The sequence below is a fragment of the Polaribacter sp. KT25b genome (assembly GCF_900105145.1).
In the GTDB taxonomy this organism is placed as follows: Bacteria; Bacteroidota; Bacteroidia; order Flavobacteriales; family Flavobacteriaceae; genus Polaribacter.
On record NZ_LT629752.1, the window covers coordinates 3,577,521 to 3,597,257 of the forward strand.

14 protein-coding genes and 1 pseudogene are annotated in these 19,737 nt (G+C 30.7%); 7 read left to right on the forward strand and 8 right to left on the reverse strand.

Annotation, left to right across the window (positions count from 1 at the left end; all coding sequences use genetic code 11):
• Positions 1-38 precede the first annotated feature (38 nt).
• The 3 genes from glmS to BLT70_RS15475 are packed head-to-tail and all read right to left on the reverse strand — an operon-like array spanning position 39 to position 4,349.
• Positions 39-1,895 carry a glutamine--fructose-6-phosphate transaminase (isomerizing) gene (gene glmS / locus BLT70_RS15465; RefSeq protein ID WP_091896409.1) on the reverse strand — a complete coding sequence of 619 codons (1,857 nt, stop codon included), beginning with the start codon at positions 1,893-1,895 and terminating at the stop codon, positions 39-41.
• Between the two features lie 31 nt (positions 1,896-1,926).
• Positions 1,927-3,525 carry a DUF4270 family protein gene (locus tag BLT70_RS15470; RefSeq protein ID WP_091896412.1) on the reverse strand — a complete coding sequence of 533 codons (1,599 nt, stop codon included), beginning with the start codon at positions 3,523-3,525 and terminating at the stop codon, positions 1,927-1,929.
• 11 nt (positions 3,526-3,536) lie between these two features.
• Positions 3,537-4,349, reverse strand: a complete 813-nt coding sequence (locus tag BLT70_RS15475; protein ID WP_091896415.1) for a glycogen/starch synthase — start codon at positions 4,347-4,349, stop codon at positions 3,537-3,539.
• Positions 4,350-4,446: 97 nt separating this feature from the next.
• Here BLT70_RS15475 and panC point away from each other — a divergent pair, with 97 nt between their 5' ends.
• From panC to radA, 5 genes are all read left to right on the forward strand, one after another.
• Positions 4,447-5,295: a pantoate--beta-alanine ligase gene (gene panC / locus BLT70_RS15480; RefSeq protein WP_091896418.1), complete on the forward strand. Its 849-nt coding sequence runs from the start codon at positions 4,447-4,449 to the stop codon at positions 5,293-5,295.
• A 27-nt stretch (positions 5,296-5,322) separates the two neighbouring features.
• Complete coding sequence (gene panD, locus BLT70_RS15485; protein ID WP_091896421.1) at positions 5,323-5,673, forward strand: aspartate 1-decarboxylase; 351 nt, start codon at positions 5,323-5,325, stop codon at positions 5,671-5,673.
• A 5-nt stretch (positions 5,674-5,678) separates the two neighbouring features.
• Positions 5,679-6,623 carry a lysylphosphatidylglycerol synthase transmembrane domain-containing protein gene (locus BLT70_RS15490; RefSeq protein ID WP_091896424.1) on the forward strand — a complete coding sequence of 315 codons (945 nt, stop codon included), beginning with the start codon at positions 5,679-5,681 and terminating at the stop codon, positions 6,621-6,623.
• Positions 6,624-6,830: 207 nt separating this feature from the next.
• The gene (locus tag BLT70_RS17185; protein ID WP_157691922.1) at positions 6,831-6,995 is read left to right on the forward strand and encodes a hypothetical protein; all 165 of its coding nucleotides are present in this window, start codon (positions 6,831-6,833) and stop codon (positions 6,993-6,995) included.
• 139 nt (positions 6,996-7,134) lie between these two features.
• Positions 7,135-8,496, forward strand: coding sequence for a DNA repair protein RadA (gene radA, locus BLT70_RS15495; protein ID WP_091896426.1), 1,362 nt, complete (start codon positions 7,135-7,137; stop codon positions 8,494-8,496).
• A gap of 70 nt (positions 8,497-8,566) precedes the next feature.
• Here radA and trxA read toward each other — a convergent pair whose 3' ends face one another.
• Positions 8,567-8,926 (reverse strand): thioredoxin, encoded by a 360-nt coding sequence (gene trxA, locus BLT70_RS15500; protein WP_091896429.1) that lies wholly within the window; start codon positions 8,924-8,926, stop codon positions 8,567-8,569.
• Between the two features lie 801 nt (positions 8,927-9,727).
• Here trxA and BLT70_RS15505 point away from each other — a divergent pair.
• A pseudogene (locus tag BLT70_RS15505) lies at positions 9,728-11,835 on the forward strand (prolyl oligopeptidase family protein).
• 76 nt (positions 11,836-11,911) lie between these two features.
• Positions 11,912-13,987: a M13 family metallopeptidase gene (locus tag BLT70_RS15510; RefSeq protein WP_091896431.1), complete on the forward strand. Its 2,076-nt coding sequence runs from the start codon at positions 11,912-11,914 to the stop codon at positions 13,985-13,987.
• A 109-nt stretch (positions 13,988-14,096) separates the two neighbouring features.
• Here the strand turns inward: BLT70_RS15510 and BLT70_RS15515 are convergent, their stop codons facing one another.
• From BLT70_RS15515 to BLT70_RS15530, 4 genes are all read right to left on the reverse strand, one after another.
• The gene (locus tag BLT70_RS15515; protein ID WP_091896434.1) at positions 14,097-15,410 is read right to left on the reverse strand and encodes a sugar MFS transporter; all 1,314 of its coding nucleotides are present in this window, start codon (positions 15,408-15,410) and stop codon (positions 14,097-14,099) included.
• 1,218 nt (positions 15,411-16,628) lie between these two features.
• The gene (locus BLT70_RS15520; protein ID WP_157691923.1) at positions 16,629-17,270 is read right to left on the reverse strand and encodes a hypothetical protein; all 642 of its coding nucleotides are present in this window, start codon (positions 17,268-17,270) and stop codon (positions 16,629-16,631) included.
• Between the two features lie 91 nt (positions 17,271-17,361).
• A complete protein-coding gene (locus tag BLT70_RS15525) occupies positions 17,362-18,387 on the reverse strand; it encodes a hypothetical protein (protein WP_091896439.1) in 1,026 nt (341 codons plus the stop codon).
• A gap of 32 nt (positions 18,388-18,419) precedes the next feature.
• Entirely contained in the window at positions 18,420-19,736 is a 1,317-nt protein-coding gene (locus tag BLT70_RS15530) for a RagB/SusD family nutrient uptake outer membrane protein (RefSeq protein ID WP_091896442.1), read from the reverse strand.
• Position 19,737 lies beyond the last annotated feature (1 nt).

The window sequence follows — 19,737 nt, forward strand, 5'->3', positions numbered from 1 at the left end:
CTTTTTAAGCTGGATTTTTTTATTGTGTTAAAAATAAATTACTCTACAGTAACCGATTTTGCTAAATTTCTAGGTTGATCTACATTTTTTCCTAACATTACAGCTATATGATACGATAATAACTGAAAAGGAATTGTAGTTAATAATGGTGTTAAAGCTTCTTCTGTATCTGGAATTTCAATTACATGATCTGCAATATCTCTAACCTGCGTATCGCCATCTGTAACTATTGCTATAATTTTTCCTGCTCTTGCTTTTATTTCTTGAATGTTGCTTACTACTTTTTCATAATGACCCTTATTTGTAGCAATTACAAAAATTGGCATATTTTCATCAATCAAAGCAATTGGGCCGTGTTTCATTTCTGCTGCAGGATACCCTTCTGCATGAATATAAGAAATTTCTTTTAACTTTAAAGCGCCTTCAAGTGCAACAGGAAAATTAAAACCTCTACCTAAATATAAACAGTTTTTAGCATCTTTATAAACAGCTGCAATCGATTTTACATGTTCGTCAATTTTTAATAATTGTTCAACCTGCTCTGGTATTAATTGCATTTTATCTAGATAGTTTTTAAAAATTTCTTCTGATAAAGATTTATTTGCTCTACCTAATTTTAAAGCAATTAAAGTTAACACCGTAATTTGTGTAGTAAAAGCTTTTGTGGATGCTACACCAATTTCTGGGCCAGCATGAGTATAAGCACCTGAATCTGTTTCTCTAGCTATAGAAGAACCTACAACATTACAAATACCATAAACAAAAGCTCCATTAGATTTTGCTAATTTTATAGCTGCAAGTGTATCTGCAGTTTCACCAGATTGCGATATTGCAATTACAACATCTTTGTCTGTTACAACAGGGTTTCTGTATCTAAATTCTGATGCATATTCTACTTCAACAGGAATTCTTGCTAAATCCTCAAAAAGATATTCTCCAACCAAACCTGCATGCCAAGAAGTACCACAAGCTACTATAATAATTCTATTTGCATTTAAAAAACGATCAAGATTATCTTCTATACTAGACATTCTAATCATATTTTCTTCTGCCAATAATCTACCTCTAAAAGTATCTGTAATTGCTTTAGGTTGCTCGTGAATCTCTTTTAACATAAAGTGATCATAACCACCTTTTTCTATTTGATCCAAACTCATTTGAAGCTTTAGAACTGTTGGTTCTACTTTAGAGTCATCATTAATTTTATGAACTTTTACTTTTTTTCCTAATTTTATGATTGCCATTTCTTCATCTTCTAAATAAATAGCATTCTTAGTATATTCTACGAATGGCGAAGCATCCGAAGCTATAAAAAACTCTTTAAACTCGTCTCCTACTCCAATAGCAATCGGGCTTCCTAAACGAGCAACGATTATTTCGTCTGGTTTAGTTTTATCAAAAACAGCAATTGCATAAGCACCAACAACATTCGTTAAAGCTAATTGCACGGCCTTACCTAATTTACAACCTTCGTTTATTTTTACTTCTTCAATTAAATTTATTAATACTTCTGTGTCTGTATCACTTTTAAAAGTATAACCTCTAGATATTAATTCTTTTTTAATAGTATCATAGTTTTCTATAATTCCATTATGAACAATCGCTAAATCTCCAGATTGAGATAAATGAGGATGAGAATTTATATCATTAGGAACACCATGGGTAGCCCAACGTGTATGGCCAATACCAATATTTCCTTTTTTTCTAGCTTCATCCTTATTGGTAACACCTTCTAAGTCTGAGACCTTCCCCCTTATTTTTGATAATTGCATTTGATCTCCATCATAGATCATTACACCTGCGCTATCGTAACCTCTGTATTCTAATCTTTTTAAACCGTTAATTACGATTGGATAGGCTTCTCTAAAACCTATATATGCTGATATGCCACACATAAATATTTATTATTTTCTGGGGATAAGTTAGTTAATTTTTTCTTTCTGAATATGATATCTTTAAAACTGCTCTTTTATCTCCATTCATAACATCTTCATTAAAAAGTGTTATAGCTTTAGGACTCCAGCTGTAATTTGTAAAAACAGTACTAGAAACAGGGTCATCTGTTATATTATGAACTTTTAATTTTAAAATTGGTGATGTTTCTTCTTCTCCACTAGAAAGATCAGAAATATAATCTGTTATATTAAAAGTATATTTTTCTACTTTTCCGTTAGCATCTCTTTCTAACACCCCTCCAAAAGTAACCTCAGAATAAGAGTCTTTTATTTGTGTTAAATTTTCACTTATAGTAGAATCATCAGCAGTTTTATACATATACAACTTATAAGGAATTGCAGTTGTATCTGCAGATTGATTTATATAAAATGTTAAAGACGCATCGTTAATTAACCAATCATTAGCTCTTAAATCATCAATCTTATCAGCAATTCCATTATTATCTAAATCTTCCGCTCCAAAAAGATCAATAGTTGCTTCACTTCCTGCGGTTCCTTGTAATTTAATTTCGTTATTTTCAGGATAAACTTTTTCGTCCATTTTATAAATAGCGCTTCTAACTCCAGATAATAAAAAAGAATTATTTTTTCTAAATGTTTTAATTGTATCGTTAGATTGTGTGTTTATAACTGTATTTGTATAATACACTTCTATCGATGGATTTAAAGCTGTAACTGAATTATTAAAATTAAAAGAGATTAATGAACCTTGATCTCCTGATGCTTCTAAAATAATTCCTCTAAAATAATCATTAAATGCTTCTTGAGAATCAAAATCTGAAGAACCATATTTATCTAAAAAAAGTTGCTTAAATTTTTCTTCATTTAAAGGAATTGTAGCAAATGGCAAAGGAACAACTGTTGTTGTTGAAGTAGAATATTTTACTTCATCTGTTTGAACAAGAGTTTTATTACTTGCCCATCTTTTAATCATTATTACTGTATCTTTTACATTGGGAGTAAATTCAAAATCAGGTACAGCATTTAATGCATCTCCTGTTGTATCAAAAACATCATTAGAAAAATATGTGTTTAATTTTGAAGGATCTAAAGGGTTTAATTTATTTAAATAAGTACTTGTTTCATAGGCGTTAAGTTTAAAAGCCTTTGTTTGATCACCAATAATAGAATCTAATGTATATACAGGTCCTGTTGATGTATTATCTGTTAAAGTTGCTTGATATGGTAGCTTTATAAAAACAGTATCTATCGTTGTTAAGATAGACGTAGTACTTGTTTCATATTTTGTAATTGTATCGGCTTCAATTAAAGACAAACTAGTATTTATTGCTAATTGAGAAACTATAGAAGCTTCTATTTTTTCATAATCTGTGCTTTTGTAAACCCCTAATAAATACTGCCCAGGTTCTGTGGTAATATTATCAGACTTAACTTTTTCTATAGTACTATTTTTTGCAGTAATTTCTATAGATGCTGTTGCTTTATCAAATTTTGTATTACTTATAACATTAGATCTAATGTCTGTAAAATCTTCTTCACATGATATAATTGTTGAAATAAAAGACAACAAAACACCTACATAAACACTCTTTATAATAATTTTCCTCACTTTATAAACAATTATTTATTCGCTGCTAATAATTCAGCGTAAAAATTTAAATAAGATTCTTTTAAATTCTCCGATTCATATTCTAAAACTGGCAATTCTTTTTCTTCAATAAAAGAACTTAATTCTTCAGAAACAGTTTCACTTCCTTGAATTATTGCATCAGAATTTTCTATTGCACTTTTTAAAATATTAGTATGGTTTGGTGTTTGTATTGTTTCTAGTTTATTAGTTTCAGATAAATCAAACTTTACTTTTTCTGCTAAGTTTGTATTTAATTCACCTTCAAAACCACTATTATATAGAGAGGTAACAATTTTACTTTCTGTAAACAAAGGCTCTTCTTTGTAAAACTCTCTTAAATAAAGAGGCAATAAAGAAGCCATCCATCCATGAACATGAATAATATCTGGTGCCCAATTTAATTTTTTAACTGTTTCTACAACACCTTTTGCAAAGAAAATTGCTCGTTCATCATTATCAGAAAACAACTCATCGTCTTCATCTGTAAAAACTGCTTTTCTTTTAAAATATTCTTCATTATCAATAAAATAAACCTGCATTCTTTCTTTAGGAATAGAAGCTACTTTTATAATTAACGGCATGTCGATGTCATTAACAACTAAGTTCATTCCAGATAAGCGAATTACCTCGTGTAATTGATGTCTTCGCTCATTAATTACACCATACCTAGGCATAAAAATACGGGTTTGAACTCCTTTAGAATGAGCGTTTTTTGCCGAAATAAAAGCTGTTGAAGATAGTTCTGTTTCTGGCAAATAAGGCACCACTTCAGATGATACAAATAAGATTCTCTTGTCCTTCATTAATTCAAACTCTTTTATAAGATTCGCAAAAATACGAATTTTTATGCTAATATCGTGTTAAAATGGTAAGTTTGCACACATTTCATAAACTTGTAGAATGATAATTTTCAAGAAAAAAAGCGAACTAAAAATTTATTTGCAAAATATAAAAGCCTACAAAAGAACTATTGGTTTTGTGCCAACAATGGGCGCTTTGCATAAAGGACATTTATCTCTAATACAAAAAGCAAAGAAAAAAAACGACATTGTCATTGTAAGTATTTTTGTAAATCCTACTCAATTTGACAAAAAAGAAGATTTAATAAAGTATCCAAAAACATTAGAAAACGACTCTAAATTATTAGAAAGTGTAGATTGTGATGTACTTTTTTACCCATCCGTAGAAGAAATTTATAATAAAAATGTGGTGTCTGACGCTTTTGATTTTGACGGATTAGAACATCAAATGGAGGGTAAGTTTAGAGAAGGGCATTTTAACGGAGTAGGCACAATTGTAAAAACCTTGTTCGAAATTGTAACGCCTAATAGAGCTTATTTTGGACAAAAAGATTTTCAGCAATTGCAAATCATCAAAAAAATGGTAAAAAAACATCGTATAAATGTAAAAATTAAAGGATGTGCTATTTATAGAGAAGATGATGGTTTAGCAATGAGTTCTAGAAATACTAGACTTACTCAAGAACAAAGGGAAGCCGCTCCTTTTATATACAAAACACTAAAAACAGCTCGCAAAAAATTTGGCACAGAAAATGCTGATATAATTACAAAATGGGTAGAAAATCGCTTTAAAAAACATCCTTTGTTTAAATTAGAGTACTTTACAATTGCTGATGAAAAAACATTAGAAACCATAAAAGACAAAGAATTTGGCAAAAAATACCGTGCTTTTATAGCAGTTTTCGCAGAAGATGTAAGATTAATTGATAACATCCGATTAAAAAATTAGTAAACAAAAAAATAGTATTTTTGCAGCATGTTAGTACAAGTAGTAAAATCTAAAATCCACCGAGTAAAAGTTACAGGTGCAGATTTAAATTATATAGGAAGCATTACCATCGATGAAGATTTAATGGATGCAGCCAATATTATAGAAGGAGAACGCGTTCAAATTGTAAACAACAATAATGGTAACCGTTTAGAAACCTATGCAATTCCAGGACCAAGAGGTAGTGGAGAAATCACTTTAAACGGTGCTGCTTCTCGTTTAGTTGCTGTAGGCGATGTTTTAATCTTAATTGTGTATGCTTTTATGGACTTCGAAGAAGCTAAGAAATTTAAACCTTGTTTAGTTTTTCCAAATGAAAAAGACAACACACTTACATAAAGATCTTGAGCATAAAAAAAATTTTAAAAATAATATTACCTCTCGTTTTGGGAGGTTTTTTAGTTTGGTATTCAATCTCCAAAATTTCTATTGATGTTTTAATAGGTTATTTTAAAGAAGCTAACTATAGCTGGATTTTTCTTGGTCTATTTTTCGGTATTTTAAGTCACCTTTCTAGAGCTTACCGATGGAAATTTATGCTAGAACCTCTAGGCTACAAACCAAAGTTTACCAACAGTGTTTTAGCCGTTTTAGTAGGTTATTTAGTAAATTTAGCATTGCCAAGAGCTGGTGAAATTTCTAGAGCAACAGTTATGGCAAACTACGAGAAAATCCCATTCGAAAAAGGATTTGGAACCATTGTAGCAGAACGTATTGCAGACTTAATTATGATGCTTTCTATTGTAGCAATTACACTCTTTGTTCAATTCGATTTTATTTACAATCTACTTACAAAAAACTTTAATCCAATAAAAATTAGTATTGCTATCGTCGTTTTAATTATTGGATTCTATATTTTTTCATCCTTTGTAAAAAAAGCAACATCTGGCTTTTTATTAAAAATTAAAACCTTTGTTTCTGGTTTAATAGAAGGTGTTACAAGCATCTTTAAAATGAAAAACAAATGGGCTTTTATCTTTCATACCGTTTTTATTTGGGTTATGTATGTTGCTATGTTTTGGGCAACAGTACCAGCAATTGAAGGTTTAAACGTGCCTTTTGGCGGAATTTTAATCGGCTTTATTGCTGGCGGATTTTCAATAGCAGCAACAAATGGCGGCATCGGTTTATACCCAATTGCGGTTGCTGGCGCGTTGGCTTTGTTTAATATTCCTACAGAACCCGCAACCGCTTTTGGCTGGATTATGTGGACCGCGCAAACTGCAATGATTATCGTTTTTGGAGGTTTAGCATTTCTACTTTTACCTATTTACAATAAGAATAAATAATTTCGAGTAATTTTTTAGAAAAATTGTATCGAGAACTTGGGCGTTCCCTAAAGGTCGCGCTTTCTCTACTCGCTTTTTTTGTAAAAAACAAAAAAGAGCTCAAACAAACCGTTCAATCGCTAACGCAACTATTTGCCAGCTTTTAGAATATTTTATCAACTTTAAAAGTTATTTATAAATTGGTATCTTTGATAAAAAGCAACTTCCATGAACACAGAAGAAACTGACACTAAAATTGTTGCATATACTGTTAGTAGAGAAGCATTAACCAAAGAAAAGTATATTCAAAAAGTAAAAGAAGCAGAAAAACGAATGGAAGAAGGGCATTTTACAACTCATGAAGATTTATTAAAAGAGATGCAATCTTGGTAAGTTAATAACTTTCAAGACCTCACAGGTATTTAATTCCTGTGAGGTCTTTTTATTTTTAATAAAATAGCTAAACTTTATTTTATGAGATTGTAGAAACTTGTAACTTTACCAACTTTCAAACTTTAGAAACTCTTTTTAAATGTCAAAAATCAAAACAACTTTTTTCTGTCAAAATTGTGGAACGCAACATGCAAAATGGGTTGGGCAATGTGGCGCTTGTAAAGAATGGAATACCATTGTAGAAGAAGTAATTCACAAAGAAGAAAAACGCGTTTGGAAACAATCTACAACAGCAAAACAAAGCGTAAACAAACCTTTAAAAATTGCCGATATTCAGTTAAATCCCGAAGAACGGGTTGTTACAAATAACAACGAATTAGACACCGTTTTAGGTGGTGGATTGGTAAAAGGTTCTGTTACACTTTTAGGTGGTGAACCAGGAATTGGAAAATCAACTTTATTACTGCAAGTTGCTTTAAACATCAGTCAAAAAGTATTGTATGTTTCTGGTGAAGAAAGTCAATCTCAAATAAAAATGAGAGCAGAAAGATTAGAAGGTAAAAACTCTAATTGCTTAATTTTAACAGAAACGAACACTCAAAATATCTTCAAAAATATTGAAGAAACAGAACCAGAAGTTTTGGTTATCGATTCTATTCAAACACTACACACAAGCTCGATTGAAGCTTCTCCAGGAAGTATTTCTCAAATTAGAGAAACTGCTGCAGAACTCATCAAATTTGCCAAAGAAACTGCCACTCCAGTTTTATTAATTGGTCATATTAACAAAGAAGGAAATATTGCTGGTCCAAAAATTTTAGAACACATGGTAGATGTTGTTTTGCAATTTGAAGGCGACAGAAATCATACCTATAGAATTTTAAGATCTCAAAAAAACAGGTTTGGCTCTACATCAGAATTAGGAATTTACGAAATGCTTTCCAACGGATTACGAGAAATTTCAAATCCGTCAGAAATATTAATTTCTAAAAAAGACGCAGATTTAAGCGGAACGGCAATTGCATCAACTTTAGAAGGCATTCGCCCTTTAATGATAGAAATTCAAGCGTTAGTTTCTACGGCAGTTTATGGAACGCCACAGCGCTCTACAACAGGTTACAACTTAAAACGTTTACACATGATTTTGGCTGTTCTTGAAAAAAGAGCAGGTTTTAAATTAGGTGCAAAAGATGTATTTTTAAATATTACTGGAGGTATAAATGTAGATGATCCTGCAATTGATTTAGCAGTTGTAGCTGCAATTTTATCATCCAATCAAGATATTGCCATCAATCCAAATGTATGTTTTGCGGCAGAAGTTGGTTTGGCTGGCGAAATTAGGCCAGTTTCTAAAATTGATCAACGAATTTTAGAAGCCGAAAAACTGGGTTATAAAACCTTTGTTGCATCGAAATACAATAAAATAACTTCAAAAAAACATGCTATAAAACTGATTTTAGTTGGTAAAATAGAAGAAGCTTTTGCTACTTTATTCGCTTAGCTTTTTGCATTTAACAACCGAATCAAAATCATAACATGTTTTTTCTGTAAACTTATAAATCACAAAAAATTTATTTTGTAACTTTTAAAACATCCGCAATAATGCGCTCTAATTCTGGTTTTGGTAACGCTCCGTTTGCCATTTGTGGCTGCCCTTCTGCAGGACAAAATAACATAGAAGGAATACTTCTAATTCCGAATGCAGCAGCTAATTCTTGCTCAGCTTCCGTATCTATTTTATAAATATCCAATTTGTCTCCATATTCTTCTGAAAGTTGTTCTAAAATTGGCGCTATCATTTTACAAGGTCCACACCAATCTGCATAAAAATCGATTAAAGCGGGTCTTTTTCCTTCAAATTTCCAATCTTTATTTTCTTCAAAATTAAAAACCTTTTTTAAAAAGGTTTCTTTCGTTAAATTTTCTGTCATCTTTTAATATTATTTTTCTTCTTTTATGTGAAAATAGTCGTTTTTATGCTTCACAAATTACAAAAATCACAGAATAAAAATCTGAAACATTAAAAGTAATTATATAAACCTTTTACAAAGATGAAAAAATCCTTTTATTTTTCTAATAGATTAATTATTCGTTTTCTTTATATTTGTAAAATATAAAACCCTCCTGTTTCAGCAGAAGGGTCTTAATTTAAATAAGAACTTCATAAAGAAGTATTACCTATTTCAACAACTCGCTCAAGATAAGTACGATAAGGTAAATTCGGTTTAATTTTTTTTTCTTCATTGAAAATAAAATTTAAGATTAAACAAAAGCTTAATTAGAACGCCAATTCTTTTTCGGCTTTTTTTTTTGTTATTTGCATTAAAGAATGCGCTACTCCCTGAATAAGAGAGATAAAACTTATAGATATAAGTTTTTTTTTAATCAATAGGTCATAAAAATAATTTTGTGGTTATTCAACAAATATACTTCATGTACCTCTATAAATTATCATAGATATTTCAATAAAAACATGTAAAATACTGTTTATCATACAACTAAAAATATATAAACACTGAAAAGTTAACAAATAATTTAATTATCGTACATTTAAATTGTTTTTAGATAAAGTAAATAAAAATGTAGATTATAAACATTGTTTATACAAAAAAGTAATTGTTTTAAAACGTTCTTCAATTAAAAACTATTTAATAACTTCTAGTTTTAAGTGATATTAAATTTTAGAATCTATGTCGAATAAATTAATCACTCCCGCTTTGTTTACAAGCTAAATTTTTGTTTCTTGTAAAGAAGAAAACAAAGAAATATAGATTTGAAGTACCCAAAAACAAATAAAAAACCAGTCATAGAAAATTTTTTCGAAACTACAGTTGTCGATAATTATAGATGGCTAGAAGACGATAAAAGTGCAGCAACAAAAGCTTGGGTTAAAACCGAAAATGAAGTTACTAACAACTATTTAAGCAAAATTCCTTACAGAGAACAATTAAAAGATCGATTATCAGAATTATGGAATTACGAAAAAATAGGAACTCCATTTATTGAAGGCGATTACACGTATTTTTCTAAAAATAACGGATTGCAAAACCAGAGTGTTATCTACAGAAAAAAAGGTGATGGTGAACCAGAAGTATTTTTAGATCCAAATACTTTTTCTGAGGATGCAACTACTTCTTTAGGTTCTTTAAGTTTTTCTGAAGATAGTAAAACAGCTGCGTATTCTATTTCTGAAGGTGGTTCTGATTGGAGAAAAATAATCATTATTGATACCGAATCTAAAATGATTACAGAAGATACTTTAGTTGATATTAAATTTTCTGGCGTTTCTTGGTACAAAAATGAAGGTTTCTACTACTCAAGTTACGATAAACCAAAAGGAAGTGAATTATCAGCAAAAACAGATGAACACAAATTATATTATCACAAATTAGGAACACCACAAAAAGAAGATGTCGTTATTTTTGGCGGAATTCCATCAGAAAAACATAGATATGTTTTTGGATCTTTAACAGAGGATTATAAGTATTTAGTGATTTCTGCACAAGTCTCTACATCAGGAAATAAATTATTTATCAAAGATTTATCAAATCCAAATAGTACATTAATTACAATTTTAGATCATGTAGAAAGTGATACACACGTTATTGACAACAGAGGAAGTAAATTGTATTTAATTACAAATTTAAATGCGCCAAATAAAAAAATTATTACTGTGGATACTACAAATCCTACATCAGAAAACTGGAAAGATTTTATTCCAGAAACAGAAAATGTGTTAAGCATTTCCACCGGCGCAGGATTTTTATTTGCAAATTATATGGTTGATGCAGTTTCAAAAGTTTTACAATACGATTTGGATGGAAACTTACTTAGAGAAATTAAATTACCAGGTGTTGGTTCTGCAGGTGGTTTTAGCGGAAAAACAACTGCTAAAGACTTGTATTTTTCATTTACAAATTACAATACGCCTGTATCTTCTTTTCAATTAAATCCAACAAACGGCACGTATACTTCTTATTGGAAACCTTCAATTGCTTTTAATTTGGATGCTTTTGAAAGTAAACAAGTTTTTTACACCTCAAAAGATGGTACGAAAATTCCAATGATTATTACGCATAAAAAAGGGCTAGAATTGAATGGGAAAAATCCTACTATTTTATATGGTTATGGAGGTTTTAATGTAAGTTTAACGCCTGCTTTTAGCATTGCAAACGCTGTTTGGATGGAACAAGGTGGAATTTATGCGGTTCCTAATTTAAGAGGTGGAGGAGAATATGGAAAAAAATGGCATGACGCAGGAACGCAATTTAAAAAACAAAATGTCTTTGATGATTTTATTACAGCTGCAAAATTTTTAATATCAAAAAAATATACTTCATCAAAATTTTTAGCAATTCGAGGCGGCTCTAATGGCGGATTATTAGTTGGAGCAGTTTTAACACAAAAACCAACTTTAGCAAAAGTTGCTTTACCTGCTGTTGGCGTTTTAGATATGTTGCGTTATCATACATTTACTGCTGGCGCAGGATGGGCTTATGATTACGGAACCGCAGAAGACAGCAAAGAAATGTTTGAATATTTAAAAGGATATTCGCCAGTGCATACTGTGAAAAAAGGTATAGAATATCCTGCAATATTAATAACAACTGGCGATCATGATGACAGAGTTGTGCCATCACATAGTTTTAAATTTGCGGCTGAATTGCAAGATAAACAGTGTGGAGAAAATCCTACTTTAATCAGAATAGAAACCAACGCGGGGCATGGAGCAGGAACACCAGTTGCAAAAACAATAGAACAATATGCAGATATATTTGGTTTTACGTTATTTAATATGGGTTTTAAACAATTACCAAATCCGACAAAGGCTAAAAAATAAAAAGTTAAAATATGTAACATTGATACAGTAAAATCTACTAACATATAATTCAGTTAATCAATCAAATACACACAAAATGAGAAACATTAAAAAAGCTTTTTATACTACTGCAGTAGTTTTTATAGCGTTTATGTCTTGTAAAACAGACAAGCCAGAAGAAAAAACTCCTGGAATTGCCCTAGAAAATATGGATAAAACCGTAAAACCTACCGATGACTTTTTTAGACATGTAAACGGAACTTGGTTAGACAAAACAGAAATTCCAGACGATCAAACTTCTTGGGGTGGTTTTAATCAATTACGTAAAAAAACAGATGCAGATGTTTTAACTATTTTAAATAAAGCCATAGAAAATAGTAATTTTCCTAAAATAAAAGATGCTAAAGGAAACGAAATAGATTCAGATCAAGAAAAAGCAGTAAACTATTACCAAACCATAATGGATACCGTTGCTAGAAACACACAAGGCAAAGCACCTGTAATGCCTTATTTAGCAAAAGTAGATGAACTTAAAACAAAAAAAGATATAGAAACCTATTTAACAAACATGGCTCCTTATGGCGGTGGTGGTTTTTATGGTTTTGGTGTTTTTAATGATCTAAAAAATAGTAGTCAATACGCAGGTTATATGAGCAGTGGTGGCTTAGGTTTGTCTAGAGATTATTATGTTGATGCTAAAGTAAAAGACAAGCTAGAAAAATACGAGGTTTTTGTAGCAAAAATGTTACAAGAATTTGGTGATGATGCAACTACGGCTAAAAAAAATGCCGCTACTATTGTTGCTTTAGAAACTAGTTTGGCAACACCAATGATGTCTAAAGAAGAAAGTAGAGATATTCGTAAAATCTACAATCCAATGACGGTTGCAGAATTACAAAAACTAGCGCCTTCAATAGATTGGCAAGCACATTTAAACGGAATTGGCGTTACAAATTTAGAAACTGTAATTGTAACAGATCCTGGATACTTTAAAGCTTTAGGTGCTATTTTTGCAAAAACCTCTGTAGCAGATATTAAATTATTATTACGCTGGAACACTATTAATAGTTCTTTAGGTTCTTTATCTACAGATTTAGAAACTGCAAATTGGGAGTTTTATTCTAAAGAAATGCGTGGTGCTAAAAAACAACGCCCAAGAGATGAACGTGCTTTGGGTAGCTTAAACGGTGCTGTTGGTGAAGCTTTAGGAAAACTATATGTAGAAAAAATGTTTCCGCCAGAAGCTAAAGAAAAAGCCAAAGAAATGATAGACAATGTAATGCTTGGTTTCGAAGCTAGAATTGCACAATTGCCATGGATGAGTGCAGTTACTAAAGAAAAAGCTTTAGAAAAATTACACAAATTAACGGTTAAAATTGCTTACCCTGATGTTTGGAAAGATTATTCTGAATTGCAGGTAAAAGGCTTAAAAGAAGGTGGTTCTTATTTTGAAAATGCAATAAACGTCACCAAATGGAATTACAATAAAAATATGGATAAATTAGGTAAAGAAGTAGATAGAACTGAATGGGGAATGTCACCACAAACCGTAAACGCCTACTTTAATCCTGTGAATAATGAAATTGTTTTTCCTGCGGCAATTTTACAACCGCCTTTTTATGATTATAAAGCTGATGAAGCTGTAAATTATGGTGGAATAGGAGCTGTTATTGGGCATGAAATTTCACATAGTTTCGATGATTCTGGTGCTCGTTTTGATGGCGATGGAAATTTAAAAAACTGGTGGACAGAAGATGATTCTATAAAGTTTAAAGAAATTGGCGGGCAATTAATTAAACAATATTCAGACATTATTGCTATAGATTCTATGCACTTAAATGGTGAATATACATTAGGAGAAAATATTGGAGATTTAGGTGGTGTACAAGCTGCTTACGAAGGTTTACAAATTTTCTTAAACAAAAACGGAAGACCAGAAAATATTGATGGTTATACTCCAGAACAACGTTTTTTCCTTTCTTGGGGAACCATTTGGAGAACAAAAATGCGTGATGAAGCTTTAAAGAATTTAATTATGACAAATCCTCATTCACCAGGAATGTACAGAGCATACATGCCACTTAAAAATGTAGATGCATTTTACAAAGCGTTCGACGTTAAAGAAGGAGATAATATGTATTTAAAACCAAAAGACAGAGTTAGAATCTGGTAAGATTAAAAACTTATATGCTAATTTTCTCTGCTAAAAATTATGCTTAGAAAAAGCATTCAAGAAAATTCTTGAATGCTTTTTTGTTTGTTCACATGTAAGAGCAGTTAAATTATTCTTTTTTCAACCCAACTTTATGACCAAAGAAGGCATAATATAAAATTACCAAATAACACGGTAATAGAATCCAATATCCAAAAGAAGAAGCTTCTGCTAAAGCACTTGGTTCTAGTATTCCTGATGTAATTAATGCTACTTTTTTATGATCTACCAACGCACCATATAAAGGCGGAATAATTGCACCTCCAGAAATTGCCATAATTAACAAAGCCGATCCTGTTTTAGTAAATTTACCTAAACCTGTTAATGCTAAAGGCCAAATTGCTGGCCAAACTAACGCATTTGCAATACCTAAAGCTGCCACAAAAAGCACAGAGGTAAATCCGGTAGTTAAAACAATACAAAACGATAAAATGATTCCTAAAATAGCACTTGCCTTTAATGCAAAAGACTGACTGATATATTTTGGAATTAAAAAGACCCCCAAAGCATAAGTTACCACCATTGCCATAAGCGTAAATAAGGTAAAGAACTTCGCCTCCTCAACCGGAATGTTTAAAGAGATTCCGTAGGAAATAATTGTATCACCCGCAACTACCTCTACACCAACGTATAAAAATAACGCCAATACGCCTAACCATAAATGTGGAAACTGAAAAATACTTGTTTTCGCTTTTTTGCCGATTTCAGAAACTTTAATAGGTTGCGCTTCTACATTTGGTAAAGGTGCTTTTCTTATTAAAATTCCTAATAAAAATAACACTACAGCCATTACAATATAAGGTGCAACCACGCTATCTGCCATGGTGTTTAATACATTTGCTTTCTCTGCCTCATCAACCACCAATAATTTTTCTTTAATACTGCCTATACCAGAGAGTAAAAGAGTTCCAAAAATTACAGACCCTAAAGATCCTGCAACTTTATTCGCAATTCCCATAATAGCAATTCGTTTTGCAGCGCTTTCCATTGGGCCTAAAATGGTTATATATGGATTTGAAGCGGTTTGTAATAAAGTCATACCAGCGCCTTGAATAAAAATTGCTAATAAAAAAAGCCAATAGGTTCTTGCTTCTGCTGCAGGAATAAAAATTAATGCGCCAATTGCCATAGTAATTAATCCTAAAGACATTCCTTTTTTATACCCTATTTTATTAATGATATAAGATGCAGGCAACGCCATAACCACAAAAGAAATATACGATGCAGAGGCAACAAGGTAAGACTGTGCGTCTGTTAACTCGTTAATGGTTTTCATAAACGGAATTAACGCACTGTTTACCCAAGTAACAAACCCGAAAATAAAAAATAATCCCGCAATAATAAGAATGGGTACTAAGGTGTTTTTTTGTTGATTTTGTGTCATGTATTATTTTTTTGTCTTATTGATATTGTTATACTTACAATTTTTTTTATGCATCCCTTTGAGACCACTTCTTTCGTCTTAATGCTAAATAACATTCAAAATATTACACAATTTGAAAGTAATACACACCCATAAACTTTACCGCAAATTACAAAAGAATATTGGAAGTATTCTTAAAATTATTAGGTAGACACATATATTTTATCAAACTTTTATAGCTTATAACTTTTCCTTTTCCATATAGATAACATCTAATTACATTTCACCATGTTACTCATCATAACTAATGAAAAGCAAGTACAGTATACTACTTTTTAAGCATAAAATTAATTATATCTTGTTCTATGATTGTTCTTTTTGATGTACATAAAATTATCAAAAATGATAAACTATGAAGCCTATTTGTATTTTAATATAAACCTTTGCTCAATTAATGTAGCTTTATACATAACCACCAACACCTTTAAACTTCTCTACAAATGCAACAATCTTTTAAAAAACCATTACATATTTTGGTATCGAATGCATAAAAATTTCAATTTTTATCTATATTCTAAACATGCAGCAATACAAAGAATGTACAATTTATTCCCCTAAAAAAAGATTTTCTAATAGATTTAGGCTGTTATTTTTAGTTGATATATGCGCTTAAAAGATACTTTTTGATGCAAGAAAAAAGCTTCTAGCGCAAGAATTAGAGGTTTAAAAAAGAAAAAAATGTCTAAAATAGCCCCTTTTAGAATTCAAAAACACCTTTTTTGAAGCGAAAAACAAAGCTAAAACCACTAAAAAAGAGGTTGAAAATTGCATCAGGATGCAATTTGACCAAAAAAGGGGTAAAAAAGCAACAAAAAAACATATTTATGTATTGCTTTTTAATAAAAACACAAGATCAGCCCGCATTTAAGACCATAAACCTATGTATACTAACTACCAGAAAAACAATTGAATTTTACAATGAACTTACGTATAAAAATTAAAGTAAATTTTATTGATGTATTATACTACATCAACTAAAAAAAATACAGTATTACCACATTATAACATGCATTGTTTGCCATTAAAAAAAGTGAGTAAAAAAAACTCTTATAAACCATTTGTTTAAAAGAGTTTTTTTTTGGGGGGGGACTATTACCAAAAGTATGTACGTTAACATATTAGAATTAGATTTTTAAGAATTTAATCCTATTCTCAAATATAGCAAAAAATAGTTTAAAATCAGAACCAAATTTCTACATACAACTCTTTAAAAGCGATAGCACTCGTTTTTGTATTACTTAAGGTGATGTATTTGTTTATTTCTTTAAGGCGATTTGCACCAGAAGGATGTGTAAATGTTTCACCACCTAAAATTAGCTTTAAATAAGCTAAGTCTTCTTTTAAAGCTTCAAAATAAATAGGTGCTTTTGTTTTGATAAGGTGAATGGCAATTAAATCTGCTAAATATTCTGATTTTTGATATTCATTTACAAACGCCCCATTAGTAACATACCCTTCTAAATGAAACAAACGCGCTTGAGGTAACGTAGCAATATGGGCAACTTCGTGCGTTAAAGCAAATAACTGTATACTTTTTTTTGATAAATTTACCAACCCCATACTTACCTCTACATACCCAAAAGAAGCACCTGCATTTATACCCATATCATCTTTTATAATTTGAAATTCTATAGGTATATCTATTGCATTATAATCTGAGAATAATGGAATTATGGTATCGTTATACAATTGTTTTAACTTTGCTTCATTATCTAAAACAGTAGTTTCTTCATCATCAAATATATCTGTTTTATTTTCTTTTAAATCATTACTACACATACAACATAGTAACAACAGCACAAAATATATGTATTTTTTCATAGGTATAATTTTTATAAAAAAAGGAACACTCTAATTAAAAAGTGTTCCTTTAAAGGGTATAATATTTAGTTCTATTTACATTAACTATTTCTTAGTATGTAAATGTTTTTTCTACTGTAGCTAAACCATCAAAATAAGTATAAGATGATTTTGTTGGGTAATTATCTGTATTATACTCGTAAGTAATAGCATCGTCTGCTAAAGTTCCAGAAACTGGGTTGTTGGTGTTTACTAACTGAATTGCTGCATGTATAGCTGAATATGCTGCTGGATATTGACCTTTAAATGGGTTGTTTTTATCATCGTATGTTGCAACATAATCATCTCCATATCTTGTTTCTACAGTTACATTACCATCAACAATTGTAAAAGCTACTTCTGTAGTAGCGTCTGCATCTGTATGATCTGTTCTAACTTCTTTACTTAAATTTCCAGCTGCATCATAACTATATGCGTAAGTATACGTTAATGTACCGTCATTAGAGTAAAGTGCTTCTACAATTTGACCTGCATCATTATACTCGTATACAGTGCTTTCTTTAGCTTCTGTACTCTTTTTTTCGATAACTTGGTTTTTATCATCGTAAATTATGGTATACTCAGCAGTAATTAGTGTACCCCAATCGTCTAATTCTACAGAATAAGAGCTTACAAAATTTGATTCGTTATACGTATACGTTGTTATTGAGTTTTCTCCAAATAAATCTGCAATTTGGTACGTAAGCAATTGAGAACCACTACCAACTTCTCCTTTAATATTAATAGTTACGCTATATTCTTTTGTTGTAACGCCATCTTCTGCAGTTACCACAAACGACATCGCTTCACCGTCTACAAAAGAAATAACTTCGCCTGATGCTGGTGTAATTGTTGCACCGTCTGAAATAACCATTGTTGGTGTTACAGCAGAAATATCTGTACCAAAAGGAACATCTATAGTAATTGCACTTCCTAAATCATAAGTAATGTCATCTGCATCTACATCGTTTATAGAAATTGTAAAATCGGTAATTGTTGCTAGTGTTGATAAAGATATAGGATCATCATCATTAGAACATGAAACTGTTGTGATAGCGAATGCTACAAAAAGACTTAAAATCGAAAAAATTTTCTTCATTATTTATTTATTTATTTGTTATACTTTTATTTTTATAAATTCGGATTATTAATGGTGGCATCATCAGGAAATGGAATTGTATACCTAGCATCATTTTTATCTAATTGATAGGTTTCACCATCGTAAGTTTTTGTAAGTAAAGGCTGTGTAGTTCTTCTTAAATCGTTCCATCTATGCCCTTCAATTGCAAATTCTCTTCTACGTTCTTCTAAAATTTCTGTTAGTAGATCACCTGCATTTAATGCATTAACTTTTAGTGTATAAGCCGCCATCCCATCTGATGTATATCTGTTTACTGCTAACTCAAGTAGTTTTTCTTTTGCTTCTGTTGATGCATTTAGTTGAGCGTAACTTTCTGCCTGAATTAAATACATTTCTGCTGTTCTAAAAGAACTTTTAAATTTGGTTTCGGCACTTTTATTAGAATGATAAGTACCATCACTATCTTTATAAAAATAACTTGCAAAACGTAAATCTTCTGCTTGATTATAAATAGATAATAAATTCTCTGAAATACTTGCATTAGATGTAATATCGAAAGAAGATACTTTTTCTAGTGCTAAAATTGCTTCTACCGAGTTATATTCTGATGGCATTATAGAATTATCAGAATTTAAATTTTGTAGACCACTATTAATCGATAAAGCTTCTGAAGAAGATGTTATTGCCTTTTCCCATTCTTTTTGGTATAGATAAACACGAGCTTTAAAAGCTTTAACAGCTAGTGTAGAAAAACGGTACTTATACCCAGATTCTTGAGTATCTGTATTTATGAGTATTTCCGCCTCATTAAGATCGTTTAAAATTAAATTATAAACCTCTTGTACTGTTGCTCTAGTGTATTCTTTTTCAGAATCGTATACTGTAGTTATAGGCACACCAGCATCTTTACTTGCAGTTGCAGCATTAAAAGGTTTTGCATATAAATTAATTAAATCGAAATATTGCAAGGCTCTTAAAGCATAAGCTTCTCCTAATAATTGTTCTTTTTCTAAAGTATCACCTATCATAGTATCTGCATTATTTATAACATGATTGGTGTAAAATATGATGTTATAAATTGTAGCATAAGGATATGCAGTAGTTAACGGACTTGGGTTTAAATCGTTCCAAATAAAAAGATCTTCGTACTGTTCTATACCTACAGAACTAGTACTTAAACTTAATTCATCTGATCTGTAAGTTGTTAATACTTTAGAGTTTTTTGTAATGGCATAAGCTGCAGTTAAAAAACTTCTGTAATCATTTACACTTTTAGGTATAATTTGGCCTGTTGGCTCTATATCTAAATAGTCATCACAAGCAATAAAACTTAGTGAAAAAACCAGTATATATATTATTTTTTTCATG

Bases quoted from the DNA above. Each gene is read 5' to 3' on its own strand.
- glmS (WP_091896409.1), bottom strand. From the start codon at position 1,895: ATGTGTGGCATATCAGCATATATAGGTTTTAGAGAAGCCTATCCAATC.
- BLT70_RS15475 (WP_091896415.1), bottom strand. From the start codon at position 4,349: ATGAAGGACAAGAGAATCTTATTTGTATCATCTGAAGTGGTGCCTTAT.
- panC (WP_091896418.1), top strand. From the start codon at position 4,447: ATGATAATTTTCAAGAAAAAAAGCGAACTAAAAATTTATTTGCAAAAT.
- panD (WP_091896421.1), top strand. From the start codon at position 5,323: ATGTTAGTACAAGTAGTAAAATCTAAAATCCACCGAGTAAAAGTTACA.
- BLT70_RS17185 (WP_157691922.1), top strand. From the start codon at position 6,831: ATGAACACAGAAGAAACTGACACTAAAATTGTTGCATATACTGTTAGT.
- radA (WP_091896426.1), top strand. From the start codon at position 7,135: ATGTCAAAAATCAAAACAACTTTTTTCTGTCAAAATTGTGGAACGCAA.
- trxA (WP_091896429.1), bottom strand. From the start codon at position 8,926: ATGACAGAAAATTTAACGAAAGAAACCTTTTTAAAAAAGGTTTTTAAT.
- BLT70_RS15510 (WP_091896431.1), top strand. From the start codon at position 11,912: ATGAGAAACATTAAAAAAGCTTTTTATACTACTGCAGTAGTTTTTATA.
- BLT70_RS15515 (WP_091896434.1), bottom strand. From the start codon at position 15,410: ATGACACAAAATCAACAAAAAAACACCTTAGTACCCATTCTTATTATT.
- BLT70_RS15520 (WP_157691923.1), bottom strand. From the start codon at position 17,270: ATGAAAAAATACATATATTTTGTGCTGTTGTTACTATGTTGTATGTGT.
- BLT70_RS15525 (WP_091896439.1), bottom strand. From the start codon at position 18,387: ATGAAGAAAATTTTTTCGATTTTAAGTCTTTTTGTAGCATTCGCTATC.
- BLT70_RS15530 (WP_091896442.1), bottom strand. From the start codon at position 19,736: ATGAAAAAAATAATATATATACTGGTTTTTTCACTAAGTTTTATTGCT.